At 41.3% G+C, this 22731-nt stretch carries 21 protein-coding genes; 9 read left to right on the forward strand and 12 right to left on the reverse strand.

What is annotated here, in order from left to right; all coding sequences use genetic code 11:
* Nucleotides 1-174 precede the first annotated feature (174 nt).
* Nucleotides 175-495, forward strand: a complete 321-nt coding sequence (clpS, locus tag Q0688_RS13475; protein WP_299077515.1) for an ATP-dependent Clp protease adapter ClpS — start codon at nucleotides 175-177, stop codon at nucleotides 493-495.
* A gap of 57 nt (nucleotides 496-552) precedes the next feature.
* Nucleotides 553-2829, forward strand: a complete 2277-nt coding sequence (gene clpA, locus Q0688_RS13480) for an ATP-dependent Clp protease ATP-binding subunit ClpA (RefSeq protein ID WP_299077518.1) — start codon at nucleotides 553-555, stop codon at nucleotides 2827-2829.
* 131 nt (nucleotides 2830-2960) lie between these two features.
* Here the strand turns inward: clpA and infA are convergent, their stop codons facing one another.
* From infA to trxB, 4 genes are all read right to left on the reverse strand, one after another.
* Nucleotides 2961-3179 carry a translation initiation factor IF-1 gene (gene infA, locus Q0688_RS13485; protein WP_007618153.1) on the reverse strand — a complete coding sequence of 73 codons (219 nt, stop codon included), beginning with the start codon at nucleotides 3177-3179 and terminating at the stop codon, nucleotides 2961-2963.
* 84 nt (nucleotides 3180-3263) lie between these two features.
* Complete coding sequence (locus Q0688_RS13490) at nucleotides 3264-3962, reverse strand: arginyltransferase (RefSeq protein WP_299077576.1); 699 nt, start codon at nucleotides 3960-3962, stop codon at nucleotides 3264-3266.
* 7 nt (nucleotides 3963-3969) lie between these two features.
* Nucleotides 3970-4683, reverse strand: a complete 714-nt coding sequence (gene aat / locus Q0688_RS13495; protein WP_299077521.1) for a leucyl/phenylalanyl-tRNA--protein transferase — start codon at nucleotides 4681-4683, stop codon at nucleotides 3970-3972.
* A 113-nt stretch (nucleotides 4684-4796) separates the two neighbouring features.
* Nucleotides 4797-5750: a thioredoxin-disulfide reductase gene (gene trxB, locus Q0688_RS13500; RefSeq protein ID WP_299077524.1), complete on the reverse strand. Its 954-nt coding sequence runs from the start codon at nucleotides 5748-5750 to the stop codon at nucleotides 4797-4799.
* Between the two features lie 182 nt (nucleotides 5751-5932).
* Between trxB and yfbV the strand changes: the two genes are divergently transcribed.
* Nucleotides 5933-6379: a terminus macrodomain insulation protein YfbV gene (gene yfbV, locus Q0688_RS13505; RefSeq protein WP_299077527.1), complete on the forward strand. Its 447-nt coding sequence runs from the start codon at nucleotides 5933-5935 to the stop codon at nucleotides 6377-6379.
* 8 nt (nucleotides 6380-6387) lie between these two features.
* Here the strand turns inward: yfbV and Q0688_RS13510 are convergent, their stop codons facing one another.
* Together Q0688_RS13510 and sppA are read right to left on the reverse strand one after the other, a co-directional pair.
* Nucleotides 6388-6900, reverse strand: coding sequence for a SprT family zinc-dependent metalloprotease (locus Q0688_RS13510; protein ID WP_299077530.1), 513 nt, complete (start codon nucleotides 6898-6900; stop codon nucleotides 6388-6390).
* 94 nt (nucleotides 6901-6994) lie between these two features.
* Nucleotides 6995-8854, reverse strand: coding sequence for a signal peptide peptidase SppA (sppA, locus tag Q0688_RS13515; RefSeq protein WP_299077533.1), 1860 nt, complete (start codon nucleotides 8852-8854; stop codon nucleotides 6995-6997).
* Between the two features lie 157 nt (nucleotides 8855-9011).
* Here sppA and Q0688_RS13520 point away from each other — a divergent pair, with 157 nt between their 5' ends.
* Complete coding sequence (locus tag Q0688_RS13520; protein WP_299077535.1) at nucleotides 9012-11039, forward strand: NADPH-dependent 2,4-dienoyl-CoA reductase; 2028 nt, start codon at nucleotides 9012-9014, stop codon at nucleotides 11037-11039.
* A gap of 132 nt (nucleotides 11040-11171) precedes the next feature.
* Entirely contained in the window at nucleotides 11172-11378 is a 207-nt protein-coding gene (locus Q0688_RS13525) for a cold-shock protein (protein ID WP_007618104.1), read from the forward strand.
* Nucleotides 11379-11561: 183 nt separating this feature from the next.
* Here Q0688_RS13525 and lpxH read toward each other — a convergent pair whose 3' ends face one another.
* Both lpxH and Q0688_RS13535 read right to left on the reverse strand, forming a co-directional pair.
* Nucleotides 11562-12305: a UDP-2,3-diacylglucosamine diphosphatase gene (lpxH, locus tag Q0688_RS13530; protein ID WP_299077538.1), complete on the reverse strand. Its 744-nt coding sequence runs from the start codon at nucleotides 12303-12305 to the stop codon at nucleotides 11562-11564.
* Between the two features lie 66 nt (nucleotides 12306-12371).
* A complete protein-coding gene (locus Q0688_RS13535; protein WP_299077540.1) occupies nucleotides 12372-12866 on the reverse strand; it encodes a peptidylprolyl isomerase in 495 nt (164 codons plus the stop codon).
* Between the two features lie 173 nt (nucleotides 12867-13039).
* Here Q0688_RS13535 and cysS point away from each other — a divergent pair, with 173 nt between their 5' ends.
* Nucleotides 13040-14419: a cysteine--tRNA ligase gene (gene cysS / locus Q0688_RS13540; protein ID WP_299077544.1), complete on the forward strand. Its 1380-nt coding sequence runs from the start codon at nucleotides 13040-13042 to the stop codon at nucleotides 14417-14419.
* A gap of 38 nt (nucleotides 14420-14457) precedes the next feature.
* On the opposite strand, the gene Q0688_RS13545 is transcribed toward cysS, so the two are convergent.
* The 3 genes from Q0688_RS13545 to gloB all read right to left on the reverse strand — a co-directional run bounded on the left by Q0688_RS13545 (nucleotide 14458) and on the right by gloB (nucleotide 18021).
* Nucleotides 14458-15447 (reverse strand): ion transporter, encoded by a 990-nt coding sequence (locus tag Q0688_RS13545; RefSeq protein ID WP_299077547.1) that lies wholly within the window; start codon nucleotides 15445-15447, stop codon nucleotides 14458-14460.
* Nucleotides 15448-15466: 19 nt separating this feature from the next.
* A complete protein-coding gene (locus Q0688_RS13550) occupies nucleotides 15467-17134 on the reverse strand; it encodes a LysM peptidoglycan-binding domain-containing protein (RefSeq protein WP_299077550.1) in 1668 nt (555 codons plus the stop codon).
* A gap of 116 nt (nucleotides 17135-17250) precedes the next feature.
* A complete protein-coding gene (gene gloB, locus Q0688_RS13555; protein ID WP_299077553.1) occupies nucleotides 17251-18021 on the reverse strand; it encodes a hydroxyacylglutathione hydrolase in 771 nt (256 codons plus the stop codon).
* Between the two features lie 64 nt (nucleotides 18022-18085).
* Between gloB and Q0688_RS13560 the strand changes: the two genes are divergently transcribed.
* Nucleotides 18086-18856: a methyltransferase domain-containing protein gene (locus Q0688_RS13560; protein WP_299077556.1), complete on the forward strand. Its 771-nt coding sequence runs from the start codon at nucleotides 18086-18088 to the stop codon at nucleotides 18854-18856.
* A gap of 139 nt (nucleotides 18857-18995) precedes the next feature.
* Here Q0688_RS13560 and metG read toward each other — a convergent pair whose 3' ends face one another.
* Nucleotides 18996-21035: a methionine--tRNA ligase gene (metG, locus tag Q0688_RS13565; protein ID WP_299077559.1), complete on the reverse strand. Its 2040-nt coding sequence runs from the start codon at nucleotides 21033-21035 to the stop codon at nucleotides 18996-18998.
* 253 nt (nucleotides 21036-21288) lie between these two features.
* Here metG and dcd point away from each other — a divergent pair, with 253 nt between their 5' ends.
* Both dcd and Q0688_RS13575 read left to right on the forward strand, forming a co-directional pair.
* Nucleotides 21289-21879, forward strand: a complete 591-nt coding sequence (gene dcd, locus Q0688_RS13570) for a dCTP deaminase (RefSeq protein ID WP_299077562.1) — start codon at nucleotides 21289-21291, stop codon at nucleotides 21877-21879.
* Nucleotides 21880-21918: 39 nt separating this feature from the next.
* Entirely contained in the window at nucleotides 21919-22545 is a 627-nt protein-coding gene (locus Q0688_RS13575) for a flavin reductase family protein (RefSeq protein WP_299077565.1), read from the forward strand.
* The last annotated feature ends 186 nt before the right edge of the window (nucleotides 22546-22731 follow it).

Below are 22731 nucleotides of genomic sequence, written 5' to 3' on the forward strand. Positions count from 1 at the left end.
TACCACTTTGCCCCCACACTTAACCTTAGGGAAAGACATGTTAACTACTCAATACAACCGTCTAATGAAAATGTAGGTTTTTTAACCTGTTATTGTCAAGGTGAATTTGATATTTCGTTAAAATTAGACCCATTGACAACTTTTATTTCAGTATTTTGACTAAGCAAGTGGACTATGAGTAAAGACAACATCATCGATATTGAGCGCCAAAAAGACATCGACGCCGTTAAGAAGAAAGACGCACCTCCTCCAATGTATAAAGTGTTATTAAACAATGATGACTATACACCTATGGATTTTGTCATTGAGGTACTGATGCGTTTTTTTAATGTGGATGGTGAAAAAGCGCAACAAATTATGTTGACCGTTCATTATCATGGAAGGGCTGTTTGTGGCATATATACTGCAGAAATAGCGGAAACTAAAGTGATGCAGGTCAGTCGGTATGCAAAACAACACCAACATCCACTGATGTGTACCATGGAGCAAGCGTGATGAATGCGTTGAGAAAAATATCAGCATCGAATAGGCTAGTAGTAAGAGGGCACAATTATGTTAAATAAAGATTTAGAACAAACGCTAAATGAAGCGTTTATATTTGCCAGAGAGCATCGTCACGAATTTATGACGGTTGAGCATCTCCTTCTAGCGTTACTTGATAATAATTCGGCTAAAGATGCATTGAAGGCCTGTGGTGCCAATATTGAGTCAATTAAACAAGAGCTCACCGACTTTGTGAAAGATACCACGCCATTGTTATTGGATGAGCAAGGTAATGAGCGAGAAACTCAGCCCACTCTTGGTTTTCAACGAGTATTGCAACGGGCGGTTTTTCATGTGCAATCTTCTGGTAAAGAGGAAGTTACAGGCGCCAATGTCTTGGTGGCTATTTTCAGTGAGCAAGAGTCTCAGGCCGTATATATCCTTAAAAAATCTGATGTGACCCGTTTAGATGTAGTGAATTACATTTCACATGGGGTATCAAAAGTGGATGACGAGTCTACAGCTCATAGTGAGAGTGAAGATGAAATCAGCGAACAAGACGAAGCCGAGTCTATGCTGGACAAATATTCAACTAACCTGAATCAAAGTGCCAAAGACGGCAAAATCGATCCCCTTATCGGTCGCGATAGTGAATTAGAGCGTAGTATCCAAGTATTATGTCGTCGTCGCAAAAATAATCCGTTGTTGGTAGGTGAAGCAGGAGTAGGTAAAACCGCTATCGCGGAAGGTTTAGCCTATCGAATTGTGAATAAAGAAGTGCCCGAAGTGATTGCACAGGCTACTGTTTACTCATTAGATATGGGGGCATTACTAGCAGGTACTAAGTATCGAGGCGATTTTGAAAAACGCCTTAAAGGTATTTTAAAAGAATTAGCAGAGTGCGAAGACGCCATTCTATTTATAGATGAGATACATACCATTATTGGTGCCGGTGCAGCTTCTGGCGGTGTGATGGATGCCTCGAATTTACTTAAACCCAAGTTGAGCAGTGGCGAACTACGTTGTATGGGCTCTACCACTTATCAAGAATACCAAGGTATTTTCGAGAAAGACCGTGCATTAGCCCGTCGTTTCCAAAAGGTGGATGTAATCGAGCCTACCGTTGGTGATACCACTAAAATTTTAATGGGGTTGAAGTCTCGTTATGAAGCCCACCACAGTGTGCGTTTTACTCATAAGGCGATCCGTGCGGCCGCTGAGTTATCGGCTAAATATATTAATGAGCGTCATTTACCGGATAAAGCCATTGATGTTATTGATGAAGCAGGCGCGAGTCAGCGCTTATTACCCGCTTCAAAGCGTAAAAAGACTATAGGTGTTACCGACATTGAACATATCATTTCTAAGATTGCCCGTATCCCAGAAAAATCTGTATCGGCTTCTGATAAACAAGTGCTTAAGCATCTAGATCGTGATTTGAAGTTGGTGGTATTTGGTCAAGACGAGGCTATTGATACTTTAACTGACGCTATTCGTTTATCTCGCTCTGGTTTAGGCAATGAAACCAAACCTATAGGTAATTTCCTGTTTGCAGGTCCTACTGGTGTAGGTAAAACAGAGGTCACGGCTCAATTGGCGAAAGTCATGGGCGTTGAACTGCTACGCTATGATATGTCTGAGTACATGGAGCGCCATGCGGTGAGCCGTTTGATTGGCGCGCCTCCAGGTTATGTAGGCTTCGATCAAGGTGGACTGTTAACCGATGCAGTGATCAAAAACCCCTATTCAGTGATTTTGTTAGATGAAATTGAAAAAGCCCATAGCGATATTTACAACATATTATTGCAAGTGATGGATCACGGTACATTAACCGATAATAATGGTCGTAAAGTAGACTTTAGAAACGTGGTGTTAGTGATGACCACAAACGCAGGTGTTCAAGAGACTATTCGTACTTCTATTGGCTTTAAACAGCAAGATCATAGCCATGATGCCATGTCTGAAATTAAGAAAATTTTTACGCCTGAATTTAGAAACCGGCTAGATGCCACTGTATGGTTTAACCATCTTGATAAAGAGGTTATTTTGCAAGTGGTAGACAAATTTATTGTTGAGCTGCAAGTGCAACTAGATAACAAAGGTGTATCACTTGAGGTAACTAGCAAAGCCCGTGATTGGTTGGGTGGAAAAGGCTATGATAAAAATATGGGGGCACGGCCTATGGCTAGGGTTATTCAACAGCATATTAAGAAAGAACTTGCCCATGAGCTATTATTTGGACGTTTGAGTCAGGGCGGTAGTGTGAAAATATCCCTGAAAAATGACGAATTGAATTTTGAGTTTTTCTCGGACAATAAAGAAAAACCAGCGGCGCTCAACACCTAGCCGTACTTAATTTAAACAGGTGAGTATTAAATAGACTACTCATAAAAAAACCGATATTTAACAATATCGGTTTTTTTGTTTCTTTAAAATCCACATTTGAATCAATAAATCCAAAATTAAAGAATAGCTTATTATCTTGCGCGGTAGATGATACGACCTTTGGATAGATCATAAGGTGTCAGTTCTACTGTAACCTTGTCGCCAGTTAATATTCGAATATAGTTTTTACGCATCTTGCCTGAGATATGGGCAGTAACTACGTGACCATTTTCCAATTCAACACGAAACATAGTATTTGGAAGGGTATCCAACACAGTGCCTTCCATTTCAATACAATCTTCTTTCGCCATCTAACTCTGTTACCTCTAATCAATAAAATAAGTGTCTAAAAATGCCGCGCAGATTTTGCCCAATAAGGTGGCGAGTGTAAAGCTTTACCCCGTTTTTTTTGTAATTAGTTGCCATTTATTGTCAAAAAAGCGCTCGTGAGGCAAAAAATTCTGTTTGTAGCTCATTTTTTGACAGCTATCTATTTGATAGCCTAAATATAACAAAGGCTTATTTAGGGACTTGGCAAGTTCGATTTGTTGTAAAATCGCAAAGGTTCCCAATGAGCGTTGTTGTTGTTTCGGTGCAAAAAAAGTATACAAAGCGGATAGCGAAGAAGGAAGGTTGTCGGTGACGGCTACACCTATAAGCTCGTCATTTATATACATCTCAATAAATAACGCACTGTCCCATGGACTCAATATAAAGCCTTGGTATTGCTCTAGAGTAGCGGGGTACATACTACCGTCGTTATGGCGTTGATTGATGTAGGTTTCATATAAAGGATAATATTCTGGTTTGTCCGTTTCACTAATGAGTATTCTTAGGTCTTGGTTACGCTTTATTATGCGTTTTTGACTTTTAGACGGTACAAACTCACTAACCGGCAGACGAATGGGCTCACAGGCGTTACAAGCGCTACAATGGGGTCGATATACTTGGGTTCCACTGCGCCTGAAACCCGCACTGATCAATAAGTCGTAATCGATCTTTGTGGGTGGTGTTTCACTCATAAACACTAAAATTTGTTCATCTTGATCGGGCAAGTAGTTGCACGTAGAGGCTGGGGTAATGCCGAATTTCATGGTCATGTTACAGCCATTGATTCAGGTTAAGTGTTTGTGGGTGCCAAAGGGAAGGAGCAAATGCTTGTGACCTATGCTGTTGCAACATACCTAAAAACTGAGATCTCGGCACCTCAATACATCCTAAACTGGCTAAGTGTGAATTTTGCATTTGGCAATCAATAAACTTTGCACCCTGTGTCTTAAGCATATTGACTAACGCCAGCATTGCCAATTTGGACGCATTTGTAGCTTTATGAAACATTGACTCACCGCAAAATACTTTGCCAGTTACGACACCATACAAGCCACCTACTAAGTTATCCTGTTGCCAAACTTCAACAGAATGGGCATGGCCCAAATTGTGCAGATTTTTGTAGGCGTTAATCATCTCTTGGGTGATCCAAGTACCGGAGTCGTTTCGAGGGATAGTAGCGCATGTATCTATAACTTGATTAAATGCATGATTGATAGTGATGTGATATTGGCAGTTACGGGCAAACTTTTTGAGGCTTTTACTGCATTTAAATTGATCTAAGGGCAATATGCCTCGAGGGTCGGGTGACCACCACATAATAAGTTCGTTGTCACTAAACCAAGGGAATATGCCCATCGAATACGCCAACATTAAGCGCTGAGGACTGAGATCTCCACCAAAAGCTAATAACCCATTAGGCTCTCGATGCGCTATCTCTGGGTGGGGAAAGATAAGTTGATTGTCGAGTTTTGTTAAGGTGAGCATAGATAAATTGTTGCAATGAGAGACTTATATTTCATGGTATAAGAGTGAGCAAGAAATACCAGTCAGTACAACTGACTGGTATTACTCATATCGGGATACATTAGAAAGCCAATTTACTCTTGCGCGTCTAAGAATTTTTCTGCGTCTAAGGCTGCCATACAGCCTGTTCCAGCAGAAGTGATAGCTTGACGGTATATATGGTCACTGACATCACCAGCGGCAAATACACCTTCAACACTAGTCTGAGTGGCATTGCCTTCGGTGCCACTTTGAACTTTGATATAGCCGTCTTTCATTTCAAGCTCACCTTCAAAGATGCCGGTATTGGGTTGGTGACCTATTGCAATAAACACACCCATTACATCGATGTTTTCAGTTGCGTCAGATTGGGTGTCTTTAATGCGAACACCTGTAACACCCATATCATCACCTAATACTTCGTCTAATTGACGATCTAAGTGTAAAACCACATTACCATTTTTGGCTTTTTCCATTAAACGGTCGGCCAATATTTTTTCACTTCGGAATGAATCCCGTCTATGAATAACGTGCACTTCAGATGCAATATTCGATAAATATAAAGCTTCTTCAACAGCAGTATTACCGCCACCCACTACTGCTACTTTTTGGTTCCGATAGAAAAAACCATCACAAGTTGCACATGCTGACACACCTTTACCCATAAAGGCCGTTTCTGACTCCATACCCAGATATTTAGCAGAAGCACCAGTACAAATAATGAGTGAGTCACAGGTATAAGTGCCTTGATCACCCGTTAAGGTAAATGGACGCTTAGATAGGTCAGTTTTGTTGATATGATCAAAAATAATTTCTGTATCGAACTTTTCAGCATGTTTTTGCATGCGATCCATTAAGGCTGGTCCGGTTAGTCCTTCAGGATCTCCTGGCCAGTTTTCAACCTCAGTAGTAGTGGTTAATTGTCCACCTTGTTGTACCCCTGTGAGTAGTACTGGGTTTAAATTCGCGCGCGCAGCATATACTGCAGCAGCATAACCCGCAGGGCCAGAACCCAAAATAAGTAGTTTAACGTGTCTCGGTTGGGACATTTAACTCTCCAAATATATTTAACATTATTATATCGAATGGTATAAGAATTTTTTGATTCATTGGCCTAGAGATGAGGGCATGTGATTTAGTTTCAATGTTGCAGAAAAACTAAATTTTAATCTTAGCGATCATCAGATTTAATCGCTAGAATATACTTGAGATTTATGTAGGAGTTATGAGCTTGTCGCAATCTATTACAGCCATGGTGAAAGCAGGACAGCAATATATGCAAATTTGGCCAATGCAACCTCAATTGTACGGCATGTTTCCTGAGTGCCGTGTAATTTCCGCTACCAAGTTTTCTATCAAGGTTATGCCGGCTTTGTCTGTATTGACTGTTGCTGTTCTGGTTAATCTACAAGGATACGACAAGCTGCCACAAGCTTTGGCAGTTGGGGCGTTATTTTTATCGCTACCTGTTCAAGGTTTGATGTGGTTAGGGCATCGCTCCAAGCAAATGCTGCCCCCGTCCTTAAAAGGCTGGTATTTAGACATCCACTACAAAATGCAAATGCAAGGCTGTGCGCTACAATCTCCCAAATCTAAGCCTGAATACCGAGAGCTGGCTAGGCTTTTAAAAACAGCTTTTGATGAATTAGACAAAGCCTTTACCAAAAGTTGGTTTTAGCAACAATCTTATGTAGTACTTAAAAGTAAATGATGGTTTGAATCGAGCAGAAGCGTGGTTTTACATTGTCTGCATATATATTGCTGTTTACCTTTGATGACTTTATTGTGTCGCCTTAGACTCAAATCAACCGGACCACATTGGCACTGATACCTAAACATCTCACCAGCTACCTTGTGTACGTCCATTTTATGATAGGTTTTTGGTTCGAGTTGAAACAACTCAATCATGAGTGCTTGCCACTCCTTACCGTGGGGTTTGACTTTGCCGTAAATTTGGAAGGCTAGTAGGTGGCACACTTCATGGGGCACCACTTCTTCTAAAAATACAGATGTATTGTCAGCCAGCAATACTGGGTTAAAGCGTAGCTCATTGGTTTGCAGCCTAGCACAACCGGCAATTTTTCCCCTTTGATTAAAACTTATTTCAGGGACATCAAAGTCTTGCTTAAAGTACCTTGAAGCCCGGGCAATACAGCACGCTACTTTATCAATAACCAATTGTTGTGGGGCCAATAACAAAGCTGCTTGCTCTTTTTAAAGTTGGATTAAAGTTATAAAAAATCCCAAGCATATCGACTATGCTCGGGATTTTGTTTGTCGATTATTGAAAAAATTATAACTCGCAAGCCAAGCAAAAGGCGTACACACCCTTAGGATCATTCAGTTTTGCGACAGCTTCAATATCTGCGGTTAACTCATTGACAATGCTAAGGATAGCACTGGATTTTTCTGCAGTGAACGCACCTTCAAAGGAGAGGCTAACGTTTTGAAAAAACTGCTTCCAGAACAATTCACTTTTAGATAAGTGCTTTTGGATATATTGGGTATCGTAGGTGTCTAAATTAGCTAGTTCAGCCGCCGCTTTTACACCGTCCTCTAAATAACCTAATTCATCTATTAAACCTATTTCTAAGGCTGTTTCACCAATCCAAACTCGCCCTTGGGCGATTTGGTCGACCTGATCCTTACTCATTTCACGCTTATCAGCAACCAATGAAATAAACTGATCATAACCATGTTCAATGCCTCTTTGCATAATGGCAGCGACTTTTGGGTTAAGTGTTTTAGTGATCCCTAAACCTGCGAATTCGGTGGTTCCTACGCCATCGGTATGTACCCCTAAATAATCTAGGGTGTTTTCAAAACTGAAGAACATACCAAATATTCCTATTGAGCCGGTAATAGTGCTAGGAGCGGCCAGGATTTTGTCGGCACCGGCAGATATCCAATAACCTCCAGAGGCAGCATAGGTGCTCATAACTGCTACTACAGGTTTGCCAATGGCTTGCAAGTTTTCAACTTCTTGACGAATGATTTCAGATGCAAATGCGCTACCACCAGGCGAGTCAACATAAAGCACAACGGATTTGACTGAGTCGTCGTATCTTGCCTTACGTAGTAATTTTGCGGTGCTGTCGCCGCCTATTTGTCCGGGTTTTTGGCTGCCATTTAAGATTGTACCTTTTGCAACAACTACCGCCACCTTATCCATATCGTTAGATAACATTGGTAATGCAGGGTTGATCACTTTTAGATAGTTTTTGTAGCTGATCCCGTTAAATCCCATGCCACTTTTGTTTTCTCCTACCACAGAGACAACTTCTTGCAGGGCTTGCTCCCGAGTTTTAAGGGCATCAACCCAGCCAAAATCTAAGGCGTATTGAGCAAAATCACCATTAGATTGCTCAAATTTTTCTAAGAAAGCGTCGAGTTCTTCATCAAAATCATTGACGTTCAAACCACGAGCTGTGGCAACACTGGTTTTGTATTGAGTCCACATTGCCGTTAACCAAGCCTTGTTTGCCTCCTTAGCTGCATCTGACATGTCATCGCGAAGATAAGGCTCAACGGCTGATTTATAAGTGCCTACTTTGAATACGTGGGTTTCAGCTTTAAGCTTTTCAAAAGCGGACTTATAATACATACCATAACGTCCATATCCTTCAAACATCATGTTACCCATAGGGTTTAGATATAGATGATCGGCACGGCTGGCAAGGTAATATTGATTTTGAGTGTAGTAATCGCCAATGGCATAGATAGGTTTTTCACTTTCTTTAAAGCCTTCTAAGGCGACAGCGATTTGCTCAAGTTTATCTAAACCTGCACTACCTAAACCGTGTAGATCTAAAACCAGTGCTTTAATTCGCTTATCTTGTTTCGCATTTTCGAGAGTTAATAAGACATCTTGCAATAAAACTTCTGGGTTGTCGTCCTGTTGCTTAAAGGCTTCTTGCATAAACTCTGTAAAAGGATCAACGGCTTCTTTCTGTATCACTAAGTTACCCTCCAATTTCAGTACTAGAGCTGAATTGGTGGGTATGGCAATCTTGTTATCATCCTTTAATAATACCGAAGCAAAGGCTAGAACAATAACAATAAAGATAATATTGAAGAATAAATTACGACTAAAATTAAGGGCGGTCCATAAACCGACAAACAACGACTTCGTCCAACTATTTCCTGAAGACATAATAGGTATGCACACTTGTTAAAAAATAATATCGCATCCTATCTAAAAATAGCCATGGTGAACATTTTCAAATGTAATTTTTTGTAACATTCTCATTTACCCGTATTTTTTTTAGGATAAACTTGCTGGCAGACGCAAAAAATAAAGCATTATTAAAATGAAGAACAACCCGCACTATCCGCACTTATTTGAATCTCTTGATCTTGGTTTTACGCAATTGCCCAATCGCGTATTAATGGGTTCCATGCACTTAGGACTAGAAGAAGAAAAACATGGCCTAGAAAAATTGGCTGCGTTTTATGCAGAGCGGGCCGCGGGAGGGGCAGGTCTAATTGTAACGGGTGGAGTGAGCCCTAATCGCCAAGGTTGGTTATTACCCTTTGCTGCGCGTATGAGTAATAAAAAACATGCCAAACAACATCAAGTGATTACTGAGGCAGTACATCAACATCAAGGTAAAATTTGTCTGCAAATTCTACATGCCGGGCGATATGGCTATCATCCATTTGTGGTGGCGCCTTCAGCTATTAAATCGCCAATCAATCCCTTTAAGCCTAAGGCTATTTCGAAAAGAGGCATTATTAGCACCATCAATGACTATGCCACTTGTGCGGCTATGGCAAAACAGGCTGGATACGATGGCGTCGAAATAATGGGTTCAGAAGGTTATTTTATTAACCAGTTTTTATGTCCTCGTACTAATCAAAGAGATGATGAATGGGGCGGCAGTTTTGAGAATCGCGCGCGGATTGCCATTGAAATCGTCAATGGGGTTAGGCAGAAGGTGGGCAGCGATTTTATCATTATATTCCGTCTATCTATGCTTGATTTGGTAGAAGGAGGCAGTAATTGGGACGAAGTTGTCGCCCTTGCGAAACTGATTGAACAGTCAGGTGCCACACTTATTAATACGGGTATTGGTTGGCATGAGGCAAGAGTGCCTACTATAGGCACTATGGTACCAAGAGGCGCATTTAGTTGGATAACTGAACGGATGAAAGGTGAGGTTAGCGTTCCGCTAATTGCCACCAACAGAATCAACACTCCTGAAATAGCTGAAAACATATTGGCGAGCGGTCAGGCTGATATGGTGTCTATGGCTAGGCCATTTTTGGCAGACGAAAATTTTGTACGTAAAGCCCAGCAGGGCAAAAGCGACGAAATTAATACCTGTATAGCCTGTAACCAAGCCTGTTTAGATCATGGTTTTGAGCGTAAACGCGCCAGTTGTTTGGTGAATCCGCGAGCGGGTTACGAAACTGAGCTTAATTTTCCGCTCACCACTCATAAGAAAAAGCTGGCCGTAGTGGGCGCAGGCCCCGCTGGGTTGGCCTTTAGTTGTTATGCTGCAGAACGCGGACACGAAGTTCACTTGTTTGAGAAAAGCACAGAAATTGGCGGACAGTTTAATTACGCTAAGCGTATTCCCGGTAAAGAAGAGTTTTTTGAGACCCTGCGTTATTTCAAAAAACGCCTGGACGTGACAGGGGTTAATCTCCATCTTGAAAGCCAACAAAGTGTGGAGTCCTTGGCCGAAGCTAATTTTGATCAAGTTATATTAGCCACAGGTATTAGCCCGCGAGAAGTGAATATAGAAGGTATACAGCATCCCAAGGTCATGAATTACCTTGATGTGCTAAGAGACAACAAAGCCGTTGGCAAAAAAGTCGCCATAATTGGGGCTGGGGGCATTGGCTTTGACGTGGCGGAGTTTTTAGTTGAAGAGCAGTCCTTAACTACTCAACCCGAGCAATGGTTACAAAGCTGGGGTATTGACAAAGAGTACAATCAAGCTGGCGCTTTAAAAGCCGCTACAGTGGAAGAGCCAGTTCGAGAAGTACTGTTACTGCAACGTAAAACCACTAAAGTGGGTAAAGGATTAGGCAAAACTACCGGTTGGATCCACCGCTTTGCGCTGCAAAAGAAACAAGTACAAATGATTGCAGGTGTGAATTATGTACGAATAGATGATCAAGGTTTACATATCGAAGTGAACGAAAAGCCCCAGATTTTGGATGTAGACCACATAATATTGTGTGCAGGGCAAGAGCCCCTTCGAGAATTGCAGCAAGGCCTAGAAGATAAAAACATCAAAACTCACTTAATTGGCGGAGCGGATGTGGCTTCAGAACTCGATGCAAAACGGGCTATTAGACAAGGAGCCGAGTTGGCTGCAGTGATTTAAACGATAAAGTTCAAATTATTCCGACATTTTGTAATTAAGCTGTTAAGCTATACAAGATATTCAATATCCGCTTGTGTAATGGTGATAGCGCAGGTGGAATTAAACTATTTCACTATTAGAAGAGAGCACAAAATGAGTAAAGGTACAGTAAAGTGGTTCAATGCAGATAAAGGTTTCGGATTTATCGCTCCAGAAGATGGTAGCAAAGATTTGTTTGTTCACCATTCAGAAATTCAAGCTGGTGGCGGTTACGCAACTTTAACTGACGGCCAAGCTGTTGAGTTTGAAGTAGGCGAAGGTCAAAAAGGTCCTTGTGCCAATAAAGTAGTTCCTTTATAAAAAGAACCGCATAAAAACTAGCGATTTAGGCTCGTACTTTGAGCCGGATCTTTTCAAACTACTTGTTAAGATCCTCGCTATTTGATTTCCCTCTTATTTTTATACCTCATTTTATCTTGCCACGATTTTTCTGGTATTTATTTGTTAGCGCGACAATTTTAGTATTGTAATCTAGCTGATTTATTAGAGCTGCAAAGACACCAATTCGATACTCTCTCTTGATACCTTAAGTAGACTTCCTTGCTCATACCAGTCGCCTAAAACGATCCGTTGTGCTGGGATCGCATCAACTTCTAACTCATGGATAGCCGGTCTGTGTGTATGACCATGGATTAGCCTTTTAACGTCAAACTTACGCATAAAGGCTATCACTTCATCTGACGTAACGTCCATAATCTCTTGACTAAGTTTGGCTTGCTTTTGTTTGCTGGTAGCGCGTCCTTTTGAAGCAAGCTTACGCCGTAGAGATAAAGGTAGACTTAACATTAGTCTTGGCCACCACCAACTTCGGGCTTTTCTACGAAATGCTTGATATTCAATGTCCTTAGTGCACAGTTCATCTCCATGCATGATAAGGGTAGGCTCACCGTATAAGTCGATAACTTGTTGTTCTGGTAGTAGGGTGATCCCCGCTTGCTCTGCAAAGCGTTCACGGATTAAAAAGTCTCGATTACCGTGAATAAAATACACAGGAATACCGGATTGGTTTAAGGTGTTAAATGCCTTAGCAATACTAGAAGTAAAATCATTTTTATCATCGTCGCCAATCCATACCTCAAACAAATCACCTAATACATATAGAGCATCGGCATGTGGCGCTTGTTCTCGCAAAAACGTAAAAAAGCATTGGTTGATGTCGTTTCTGTCGGCAGATAAATGCAGATCAGCAATGAAATAGGTAAATGGCACGTGTGAAGTTAAAGTCATTGAATATTGAACTAGGTGATCGAAATCCAAGGGGTCAGAGAATCAAATGCTCTGACCCCTTTGATATTATTCGACTATTTCAGTTTTTTGAATAACTACATCTTCTACTGGTACATCTTGATGGTAGCCAGAGTTGCCGGTTGATACAGCCTTAATTTTTTCAACCACGTCCATGCCTTCTGATACTTCTGCAAATACGCAGTAGCCCCACCCATCGGTACTTTCACTGCGAAAATTTAGGAAGCTGTTGTCGCCTACATTAATAAAAAACTGTGCTGTAGCTGAGTGGGGTTCGTTGGTACGCGCCATTGCCACTGTGCCAAGATTATTGGCTATACCGTTGTTAGCTTCGTTTTGAATGGTTGCTTTGGTTTCTTTTTGTTCCATACCCGGTTCAAAGCCGCCACCCTGGATCATGAAACCGTCAATTACCCGATGAAAAATAGTGTTGTCGTAAAAGCCTTCCTTCACGTAGTCTAAAAAGTTGGCGACAGTGATTGGGGCTTTGTCAGCAAACAATGATAGGGTGATAACGCCATAATTTGTATGGATTTTAACCATTAAAAAGATCCTTAAATATGCAGTTGAGAAATAACTACAACATTCTAGCGTAAATACACCGGTTTTTTAAGGCTTTAACTGTGATTGAAAGATGCAGCTTAGGTTTCTCGATGATAGAATCCGGTTTTTAAGCATTCTTTTTTATTACTCATTCATCACAGGATCCTGATTCAATGTTACATATATACAACACACTAACCCGTCAAAAACAGCAATTTAAACCATTGCAAGCAGGTAAGGTGGGATTGTATGTTTGTGGCATTACAGTTTATGACTTGTGCCATGTTGGCCACGCTCGCACTTATTTGAGTTTTGATTTGATGGTGCGATATATGCGCTCTCGGGGCTATGAAGTGAATTATGTGCGTAACATTACGGATGTAGACGATAAAATTATTACCCGAGCAATAGAACAAGGCATATCTACAGAACAATTGACTGAGCAAACTATTGCTAACATGCATGAGGATTTTGCCGCGATTGGTTTAATTGAGCCAGATATTGAACCTAGGGTGACTACGCACATCCCAGAAATTATTAGTGTTATCCAACGTCTTATTGATAAAGGCTATGCCTACCAAGCGCCAAGTGGCGATGTGTTATTTGAAGTCAATACTTACAGCGATTACGGCAAGCTAGGCAAACAAGACTTAGAGCAGTTAAATTCTGGTGCTCGTGTTGAGGTCGATAGTGAAAAGCGCGATCCGTTAGATTTTGTGTTGTGGAAATCTGCGAAACCGAATGAGCCCTTTTGGCCGTCACCTTGGGGCAATGGTCGCCCAGGTTGGCATATTGAATGTTCTGCGATGAATCATAAGCACTTAGGCGAACATTTTGACATTCACGGTGGCGGCTCTGATTTAATCTTCCCTCACCACGAAAACGAAGTCGCACAATCATGCTGTGCTTTTGACACGCCTTATGTGAATTATTGGATGCACACAGGTATGGTGCAGGTCAATCAAGAAAAAATGTCTAAATCTTTAGGCAACTTCTTTACCTTGCGTGATGTGCTGGATATATATGACGCAGAAACCGTGCGCTATTTCTTGATGTCAGCGCAATATCGCAGCCAATTGAGTTATTCAGATAGTTTTATTCAACAAGCTAGAGCTTCGTTAGAGCGCTTATACACCGCTTTACGGGATGTGACACCGAATATGCAGGTGGATATCGCAATGGGGAATTATCAAGGGCGCTTTAACAAAGCGATGGATGATGATTTTAATACACCCGAAGCCTTTGCTGTGTTGTTTGATTTAGCCAAAGACATTAATAAGGCTGAGCCAAAACAGGCTGCTGATTTAGCTGGGGTAATGGTAAAGCTAGCCGATATTTTAGGAATTTTGCAACAATCCCCTAATGATTACTTGCAAGGCTCAGCAAATGGCGAACAGGATGATGTGGCGAAAATTGAAGCCCTAATTACCGCCCGTAATGAGGCTCGTACCAATAAAGACTGGGCAGCGGCAGATGCGGCGCGAGATGCGTTAAACGCGTTAAATGTTGTGCTCGAAGACAGTGCCGGTAGCACTACTTGGCGCCGCGGCTAAAAGTGTTTAATACAGCCTCGAGACTTTTTGGGGCTGTTTTACAGTGAATCTTTCCAACGCTTCTGGGACACGTGGTGTTTAACTAGTTCCAAACATTCATTTACAATCAATAGTACCTCTTGATCTAATTGATGATCTTCGCTTGAAAAGCGACCAATCCCATGTTCAACAAAATCATCAATTTTTTCAGGGGTGATATCTTTTAATAAGTTAACAATAGATTGGGTGACAATGTCTGTGACCGACTGTTCTAGGGTACTTTCTATGGTGCTACCCATAACTGGTACACGTTTCAACAGAGCAACCTGTGAGTTGCCACGCACCGCTTTGCCGACACTCTTCTGAACATGGGAGCGCACTGAATCGTTATTTGTATCCTGTTCTATTGTTTCACCAACATGCACCATAACTGAAGCTAACCATTGGTTTAAAACCGGTAAACGTGTGGAGATAACCTGTTGATTAATATCATCTATTAATGGCGAACCAGCGGCGATATCTTTTTGAGCATCTGACAAAACTTTTACCACAATTCTGTCGCTCAGTTCTTCAACAAAAACATTGTAGTAAAACATGAAAAATCGATATAGGCCGGTACTACGTAAGTCGATAATCTGATACTTTTGAAGACGATGAAGAATTGAAAAAATCCGTAAGAAACGAAAAATCCTTGCACCGCCCAAGGGAATACATCCCACTAAATCATACCAGTGGATAAATGGAAAAAAATACCAACGCATATAGGTTTTACGAAACAATGCAACTGCCCAACGGACACAAAATTCGCTAAGAAAAATACCAATAAAAGCTAAGTCATACAGGGTGAAATTTTCGTGAACCTGAGCATAACTTAAGGTAAAGCTGGGACTAACATTTGACAGAATAGACCTAAAGCCTTGAGTAGCATATAAGCTATCAAATAACAGCCAGATCAAATTAATCAGCAGTAAGGCAAGCATCAACAAGTCAACCATTATCCATGGCCCTTCGTGACTAGATTTAAGCTTGGCGTAACTAAATTTAAGCATCAGTGAACTTAAACAGTAATTAGGTGCGGGTTACATCAACAAATACTTTTAATTTTTGTCCTGGTTGTAAGTATTTCTTTAGCTTACTTTGATTCCACTTTTGTAGATCAGCAAGCTTTACTTTAAATTTATTAGCAATACGTGCCAAAGAATCACCATTGCGAACGGTATAGGTTAGGGTTCTCATTACTGCGTCTTTACGTTGATTTTTACTGATTTTATTGACCCAAACAACCAACTTTTTGCCTGAACGAAGCGTATCGGTTGGCGCCATACCATTCCATTTAGCTAAGTTTCGTAAGTTAACCTTATACTGTCGACTGATATCCCAAAACGTATCGCCACTTTTTACTGTGTGGTTTAGCTTATAAGCCCCGCTTTTTTTGGATTGGGTTTTCGCTAAACGCTGCTCTTGAGAAAGAGAATAGGCATCTAGGGATTTCAGTGCTACAGGAATGACGAGATACTCTCCAGCAATAATCACATTGCTTTTTAGCTCGTTTACTTTACTGATGATTTCAGTACTAGTGTGATATTTTTTGGCAAGTTTTAATAAACTATCCCCACCTTTTACTTTATGTCTTACCCAATTCAGTCGTTGTGAACTATCGGTTTTGGCAAGCTCAGTGGAAAACTGACTCACTCTATCTACGGGCAACAATAAATTAAACGGTCCGTTTGGATCAGTGGCCCAGCGATTATAGCCAGGATTAAGTGCGTGTAATTCTTTAACTGTTAATCCCGCCATATCAGCTGCTAAGGCAAGATCAATTTGCGATCCAATTTCGACTTCTTGGGTGATGGGAGTATTGTCAATTTTTGGCCATTGAAAGTTATATTGTTGACTATTGTTGAGTATGTCGGCAAGTGCTAGTAGTTTAGGTACGTAGGCGCGCGTCTCTTTGGGTAAGTCTAAGTGCCAAAAGTCGGTTGCTTTACCGGCTTTTCGATTCTTTCGTATGGCTCTTTGAACACGACCTTCTCCACTGTTGTATGCTGCTAACGCATGGAGCCAATTGCCATCAAACATCTTCACTAAGTAATTCATATAATTGATGGTGCCTTGAGTCGAAGCCATCACGTCTCGACGACCGTCGTACCACCACGTTTGTTTCATTCCAAAACGTTTACCGGTAGAGGGGATAAATTGCCACATCCCAGCTGCACGGCCATGAGAATAAGCAAAGGGATCAAAGGCACTTTCTACTATAGGTAAAAGTACTAGCTCTAATGGCATATTTTGTTGTTCTAGTTTTTCAACAATGAGATACAAGAATGGTTTGGCTCGCTTGGCGACCCGCTGCATATAATTGGGGTGTTTAAGGTACCAATTTCGCTGCGCAGCTATGCGCTTATTGTTTTCAAAAGTAAAACTAAACTGCGAACGGGCTCTTTGCCATAAGTCTTCATATTCAGTTGCGGTGTCGGCCTGAGTGATTTCCTCGGGGACTTCTAAGGGGATTTCGACTATCTCAACTGGATGAGTAATAGGTATAGTGCCTGATTGAGCTGACTCACAATCAAGATGGTTTTCTGCTAGTTCATTGTCCTGCTCACAAGAAACTAAAATTTGCTGGGCAATTTGGTGTTCTTGTTCGAGCTGACTGGCTTGTTCACTTTTGGGTGCTATATTGCAAGCTGATAAGGTCGCTAGTAGGGCCACTGAGAGAAGAATATGTGAGTGCAATGTGTTTCCTTTTATAATTGTCTGCGACTGACTTGAGTGGGTCAAAAGGCTGAAATATTAGACCTATCATTTGGCCAATTGTTAAGGCGGTGTCATTATGCTAGTTATTCTACCTGTTAAAAATTATCTTTCCAGCTTCTTAAAGATGCGAAGATATCACTTTCTGACTTCGATGCTGTCCCCATTTGTTGTTTTACGTTTAATATTAACTCTTTGTTACTACAGCGTAAAAATGGATTTAGAGACAATTCTCTTCCTATAGTAGACGGTAAGGTTGGCCTATCGCGATTGCGTTGTTCAATCGCCCATTGTTTATAATCTATTAGGGCTTGGTTATTAGGTTCAACCGCTTCCGCAAATGCAATATTCGCCAAGGTATATTCGTGAGTACAATAGACAAGGGTATCCTTAGGAAGTGCCCCTAATTTTTTTATCGAGCTATGCATCTGTAGTGGCGATCCTTCAAATAGGCGTCCACAACCTGCCGAAAAGAGTGTGTCTCCACAAAATAGGCCAACCTCACCATAATAAGCAATATGATCTAATGTATGTCCAGGTACCTCTAGAACCGAAAAATCACAGTCAATATTAGGCAGAGATAGCTTATCTCCTTCAGATAATGAAGTCGTAACTTGCTTGATCTTAGGATTATTGGGCCCAAATACTGGAATATCTGGGAAGGCATTAATTAAGGCATCGATGCCATCTGTATGATCCCAATGATGGTGCGTGATGAGTATAGCCGACAGAACTAATTGGTTTTGTTCGATGTAGGCTAAAACAGGTACCTCATCGCCAGGATCGACAACGACGCAGTGACTTTGGTTAGCCAAGCACCAAATATAATTATCATCGAAAGCTCTAATTGGGAATACGTTTACTGACAAAGGGCCTGTCCTCTTTGAAATATTAGGATTAACAGTTTCTTGCTTTTAGCGTAACATAAATTTTATGAAACCGGCGTTAATCAATAAGCACCCAAGCAAACCAGAGCGATGGCAAGATTTGCCGTTAGGTGCAGATATTAAAAGTTTACTTGAGAAAGAAATGGCTGAAGTAAGCCACCAGTTTTTTGGTTACCATTTAGTGCGCTTAGGGCATTTAAGTAGCCAAATTGAGCTTGCTACTTGCCCTATAAAACATCAAGTGAATATCACCTCTAGTGAACAAACTGCCACTCAGGTAATGGGTACTGCCGTTGATTTGCCTTTGAGGGAAAATAGCGTAGATGCCTTTTTGTTGGCACATGAGCTCGATTTTTCCAAAGACCCTCATCAAATATTAAGAGAAATAGACAGAGCCATTATGCCCAATGGCTATCTTGTGCTAACGGGGTTTAATCCTTTTAGTTTGTGTGGATTATTTAAATATTTACCCTTTAACAAAGGCAATATATTGCACGATGCGCGTTTTTTTAGTTGTGCTAGGGTAAAAGATTGGTTGCAATTGCTGGGCTTTGAAATAGTTGACACGAATTATTTGTTGTTTAACGAATTGTTTCTACAACGAAAGTTAAGCCAAGCTTCAAAATGGAGCAGTTGGTGTTATCGCTATTTGCCTTGGTTAAGCACTATGTATGTAATAGTGGCGAGAAAGCGAGAAATTCCTTTGTCGATAATAAAACCTAAATGGAAAACTAAAACAAAATTTTCCACTGTCGGCGCAAGTGTAAGAAACGGTGTGATGCAAGTTGAAGCACCTCTGAAACCAGCAAGTAAATAAGTGTTGATTTACCACAGAGAAAAGAAACCTTATTCTTCTGTTTCTCTGTGAAGTCAACGCTTTAATCACTCTGTGATTCGTATGTTTTTAAACTAAAGCAAGTGAGTGGCTAACACCCATTAGCCACTGTGGCGGGCGATTACTTAACCTTCATACCCGGTTGTGCACCTTCTTCTGGGTTTAATATCCATAAGTCTTCACCACCGGGGCCTGCGGCTAACACCATGCCTTCAGACATCCCAAAACGCATTTTTCGTGGGGCTAGATTGGCAACCATTACGGTCAGTTTTCCTTGCAAATCTTCAGGCTGATAAGCGGACTTTATGCCAGCAAACACTTGACGGGTTTCGCCGCCCAAATCAAGTTCTAACCTAAGTAATTTATCGGCTTTTTCTACATGCTCAGCCTTCGATATGCGAGCGATACGCAAATCTATTTTGGCAAAATCTTCAAAGCTGATGGTTTCAGCTATGGGATCCTTGGCTAAAGGACTGTTAGCATCAACTTGCGGGGCTTGTTGATTAAGGGCTTCCAAATTTTCTTTTGAGTCTTCAATCATGGCGTTAACTTTATCCATATCTACCCGCTGCATCAGGGCTTTAAATTTATTGATGGGGTGGTCGGTTAAGACACTTTGCGCGCTGTCCCACGTAAGCTCATCGTTTAGGAAGGCTTCTGATTGGCTGGCCAAAGTAGGCACGACAGGTTTCAAATACACCACTAAAATGCGGAATAAGTTGATACCTAAGGAGCAAACATCATGAGTAAATTGCTGTTTAGTTTCGTCTTTAATCGTCACCCAAGGGGCGTTAGCATCAATAAACTGGTTGGCTTTATCGGCCAAAGCCATAATTTCACGTACTGCTTTGTGGTATTGACGTTTTTCAAATGCCTCGGCAATACTGGCTTGTGCTTGGTGAAACTCTGCGACGAGCTGTGGTTCAAGCACGTTGTTGGATAACTTTCCATCAAAACGCTTAGTAATAAAACTTGCACAGCGACTGGCAATATTCACCACTTTACCCACTAAATCTGAATTCACTTTTTGTGCAAAATCTTCAAAGTTAAGGTCAATATCTGACACCGCGTCGCTCAGTTTTGAAGCAAAATAATATCGTAAATATTCAGGGTTAAGGTGATCTAAATAGGTGCGCCCTTTAATAAACGTACCTTTTGATTTAGACATTTTGGCACCGTTAACGGTCACAAAACCGTGTACGTTTACCCCAGTCGGCTTTCTAAATCCCGCACCTTCCAGCATGGCAGGCCAGAATAAACAGTGGAAGTAAGTGATATCTTTGCCAATAAAATGATAGAGCTCGGCGTTCGAGTCTTTATTCCAATATTCATCAAAGTCTAAGCCGTTTTTGTCACATAAGTTTTTGAAACTGGCCATGTAGCCTACTGGGGCATCTACCCACACATAAAAGAATTTTCCGGGTGCATTAGGAATTTCAAAACCAAAATAAGGAGCATCACGGCTGATATCCCATTGCTGCATACCTTCTTCAAACCATTCTTTTAGTTTGTTGGCAATTTCGGGTTGAATAGCGCCACTTTGTAACCAGTCTTGCAACATATCTTGAAACTGCGGCAAGTCGAAAAAATAATGTTCAGAGTCACGTAATACCGGCTCGGCACCAGATACCACAGAGCGTGGATTCTTCAATTCAGTAGGATCGTAAGTGGCACTGCACACATCACAACTATCACCATTTTGATCTTCGGCAGCACACTTAGGGCAAGTACCTTGCACAAAGCGATCCGGTAAGAACATTTCTTTCTCAGGATCGTACAACTGACTAATAGTGCGTTTACTGATAAAACCCGCATCGTTTAAGCGGTTATATACCAACTCACACAATTCTTTGTTCTCATCAGAATGAGTGACATGGTAATTATCATAATTAACCCCAAAATCCACTAAATCTTGATGATGTTCGTCGCGGGTTTGCGCCACCATTTGTTCAGGGGTAATACCAAGCTGCTGTGCTTTAAGCATAACAGGGGTACCGTGGGCATCGTCTGCACATACGCTATAGCAATTATGGCCACGCATTCGTTGAAATCTTGTCCAGATATCGGTTTGAATATGCTCAAGAAGATGACCTAAATGAATAGAGCCATTGGCATAGGGAAGGGCACTGGTAACAAGAATTTTGCGAGTTTGTTCGGGCATGGTGGCTTTGGTTTCGTTGGATTGTAAAAAAGGCCGCAAATAGTAGCGAAAATACGCCTAAATTGCATTACGAAATTCTGATTCATTGGGATAAAATTGTGCCAGAGCAGGTTATTTGTCAGTACGGCTATGCAATTAACTACAACTATCGACAATTGGCCTGACAAACTGCACAATATTAGCTTATGACTAAGGCAAAAAATTAATCAGGTCTGTGACCAAGATTACACCACTAATAAACGAGCAAATTTCTATGCGATTGTGTGACAAAGACATCTACCAACACCTATTAGATGGCAAAATAAGCATATCTCCACAACCTGATTATGCAGAAATAAGCGGTGTGACTGTGGATATTCGATTAGGCAATAAATTTCGGGTATTTGAAGATCATCACGCGCCTTTTATCGATTTAAGCGGCCCAAAAGCCGAAGTGCAAGCGGCACTTAATACAGTGATGAGTGATGAAATTGAAATTGCTGACGATAAGGCCTTTTTTCTACATCCTGGTGAATTAGCCTTAGCGGTCACCCAAGAATCGGTGACTTTGCCGGCTAATATAGTGGGCTGGCTAGATGGCCGTTCCTCATTAGCACGATTAGGGCTAATGGTGCATGTGACGGCACATAGAATCGATCCCGGTTGGTCGGGCAATATTGTCTTAGAGTTTTTTAATAGCGGTAAGTTGCCACTGGCCCTGAAACCCGGTATGAAGATAGGCGCTATTAGTTTTGAAGTGTTATCTGACTTTGCCGAAAAACCCTATAACGCCAGAGTTGATGCAAAATATAAAGATCAATCTGGCGCAACAGCCAGTCGCATTAGTGCAGACGATAAGTCTTAACGAATCACCTAAGATTTTAATATCTAAAAAGGGGACTTTGTGCCAAACAATGCGCATTTTTACCAACCAAAGAATGGACATCAATTAGAGCATGATCCGTTTAATGCCATTATTGCGCCGCGGCCAATCGGTTGGATATCCAGTAAAAGTGTAGATGGTCATGTTAACCTCGCACCATATAGCTTTTTTAATGCATTTAATTATCACCCTCCCATTATCGGCTTCTCAAGTTTGGGTTATAAGGACAGCGTTAAAAATGCAGCTGACACCGGAGAGTTTTGTTGGAATTTAGTTTCCCGCACTCTCGCTGGCTCTATGAATCAAACCAGTGCGCAAGTCGGTTGTGATGTTGATGAATTTGAACTTGCCAATATTGCTAAAGGGCAATCCAAGATAATCGATGTACCTCATGTTGCCCAGAGTCCTGTGGTGATGGAATGTAAAACCTCCCAAGTGATTCAATTGCAGACTGCCAAAGGAGAAGATTGTCAATCTTGGATGGTATTAGGGGAAGTGGTGGGCGTGCATATTGAGCAATCGGCCCTAAAAAAAGGGATCTACGATACAGCCGCGATGCAGCCTGTTATGCGCGGAGGCGGTCCAAGTGATTATTTCTCTGTTAGTGAATTACAAAAATTTGAGCTGTTTCGGCCAAAACAAAATTAAAACCCCAAATTTAGGAATAAAAAGCCAATCTTGGCTAAGGAATGTGCAACCAGAACTAATTAGCTCGATTTAGCGTTGCAAACAAAAATAAATTCCGTAAACTGCCCAACTTCGGTCGGTGTGTAGCGCAGCTTGGTAGCGCACTTCGCTGGGGGCGAAGGGGTCGTAGGTTCGAATCCTATCACA

The organism is uncultured Paraglaciecola sp. (genome assembly GCF_937123705.1).
In the GTDB taxonomy this organism is placed as follows: domain Bacteria; phylum Pseudomonadota; class Gammaproteobacteria; order Enterobacterales; family Alteromonadaceae; genus Paraglaciecola.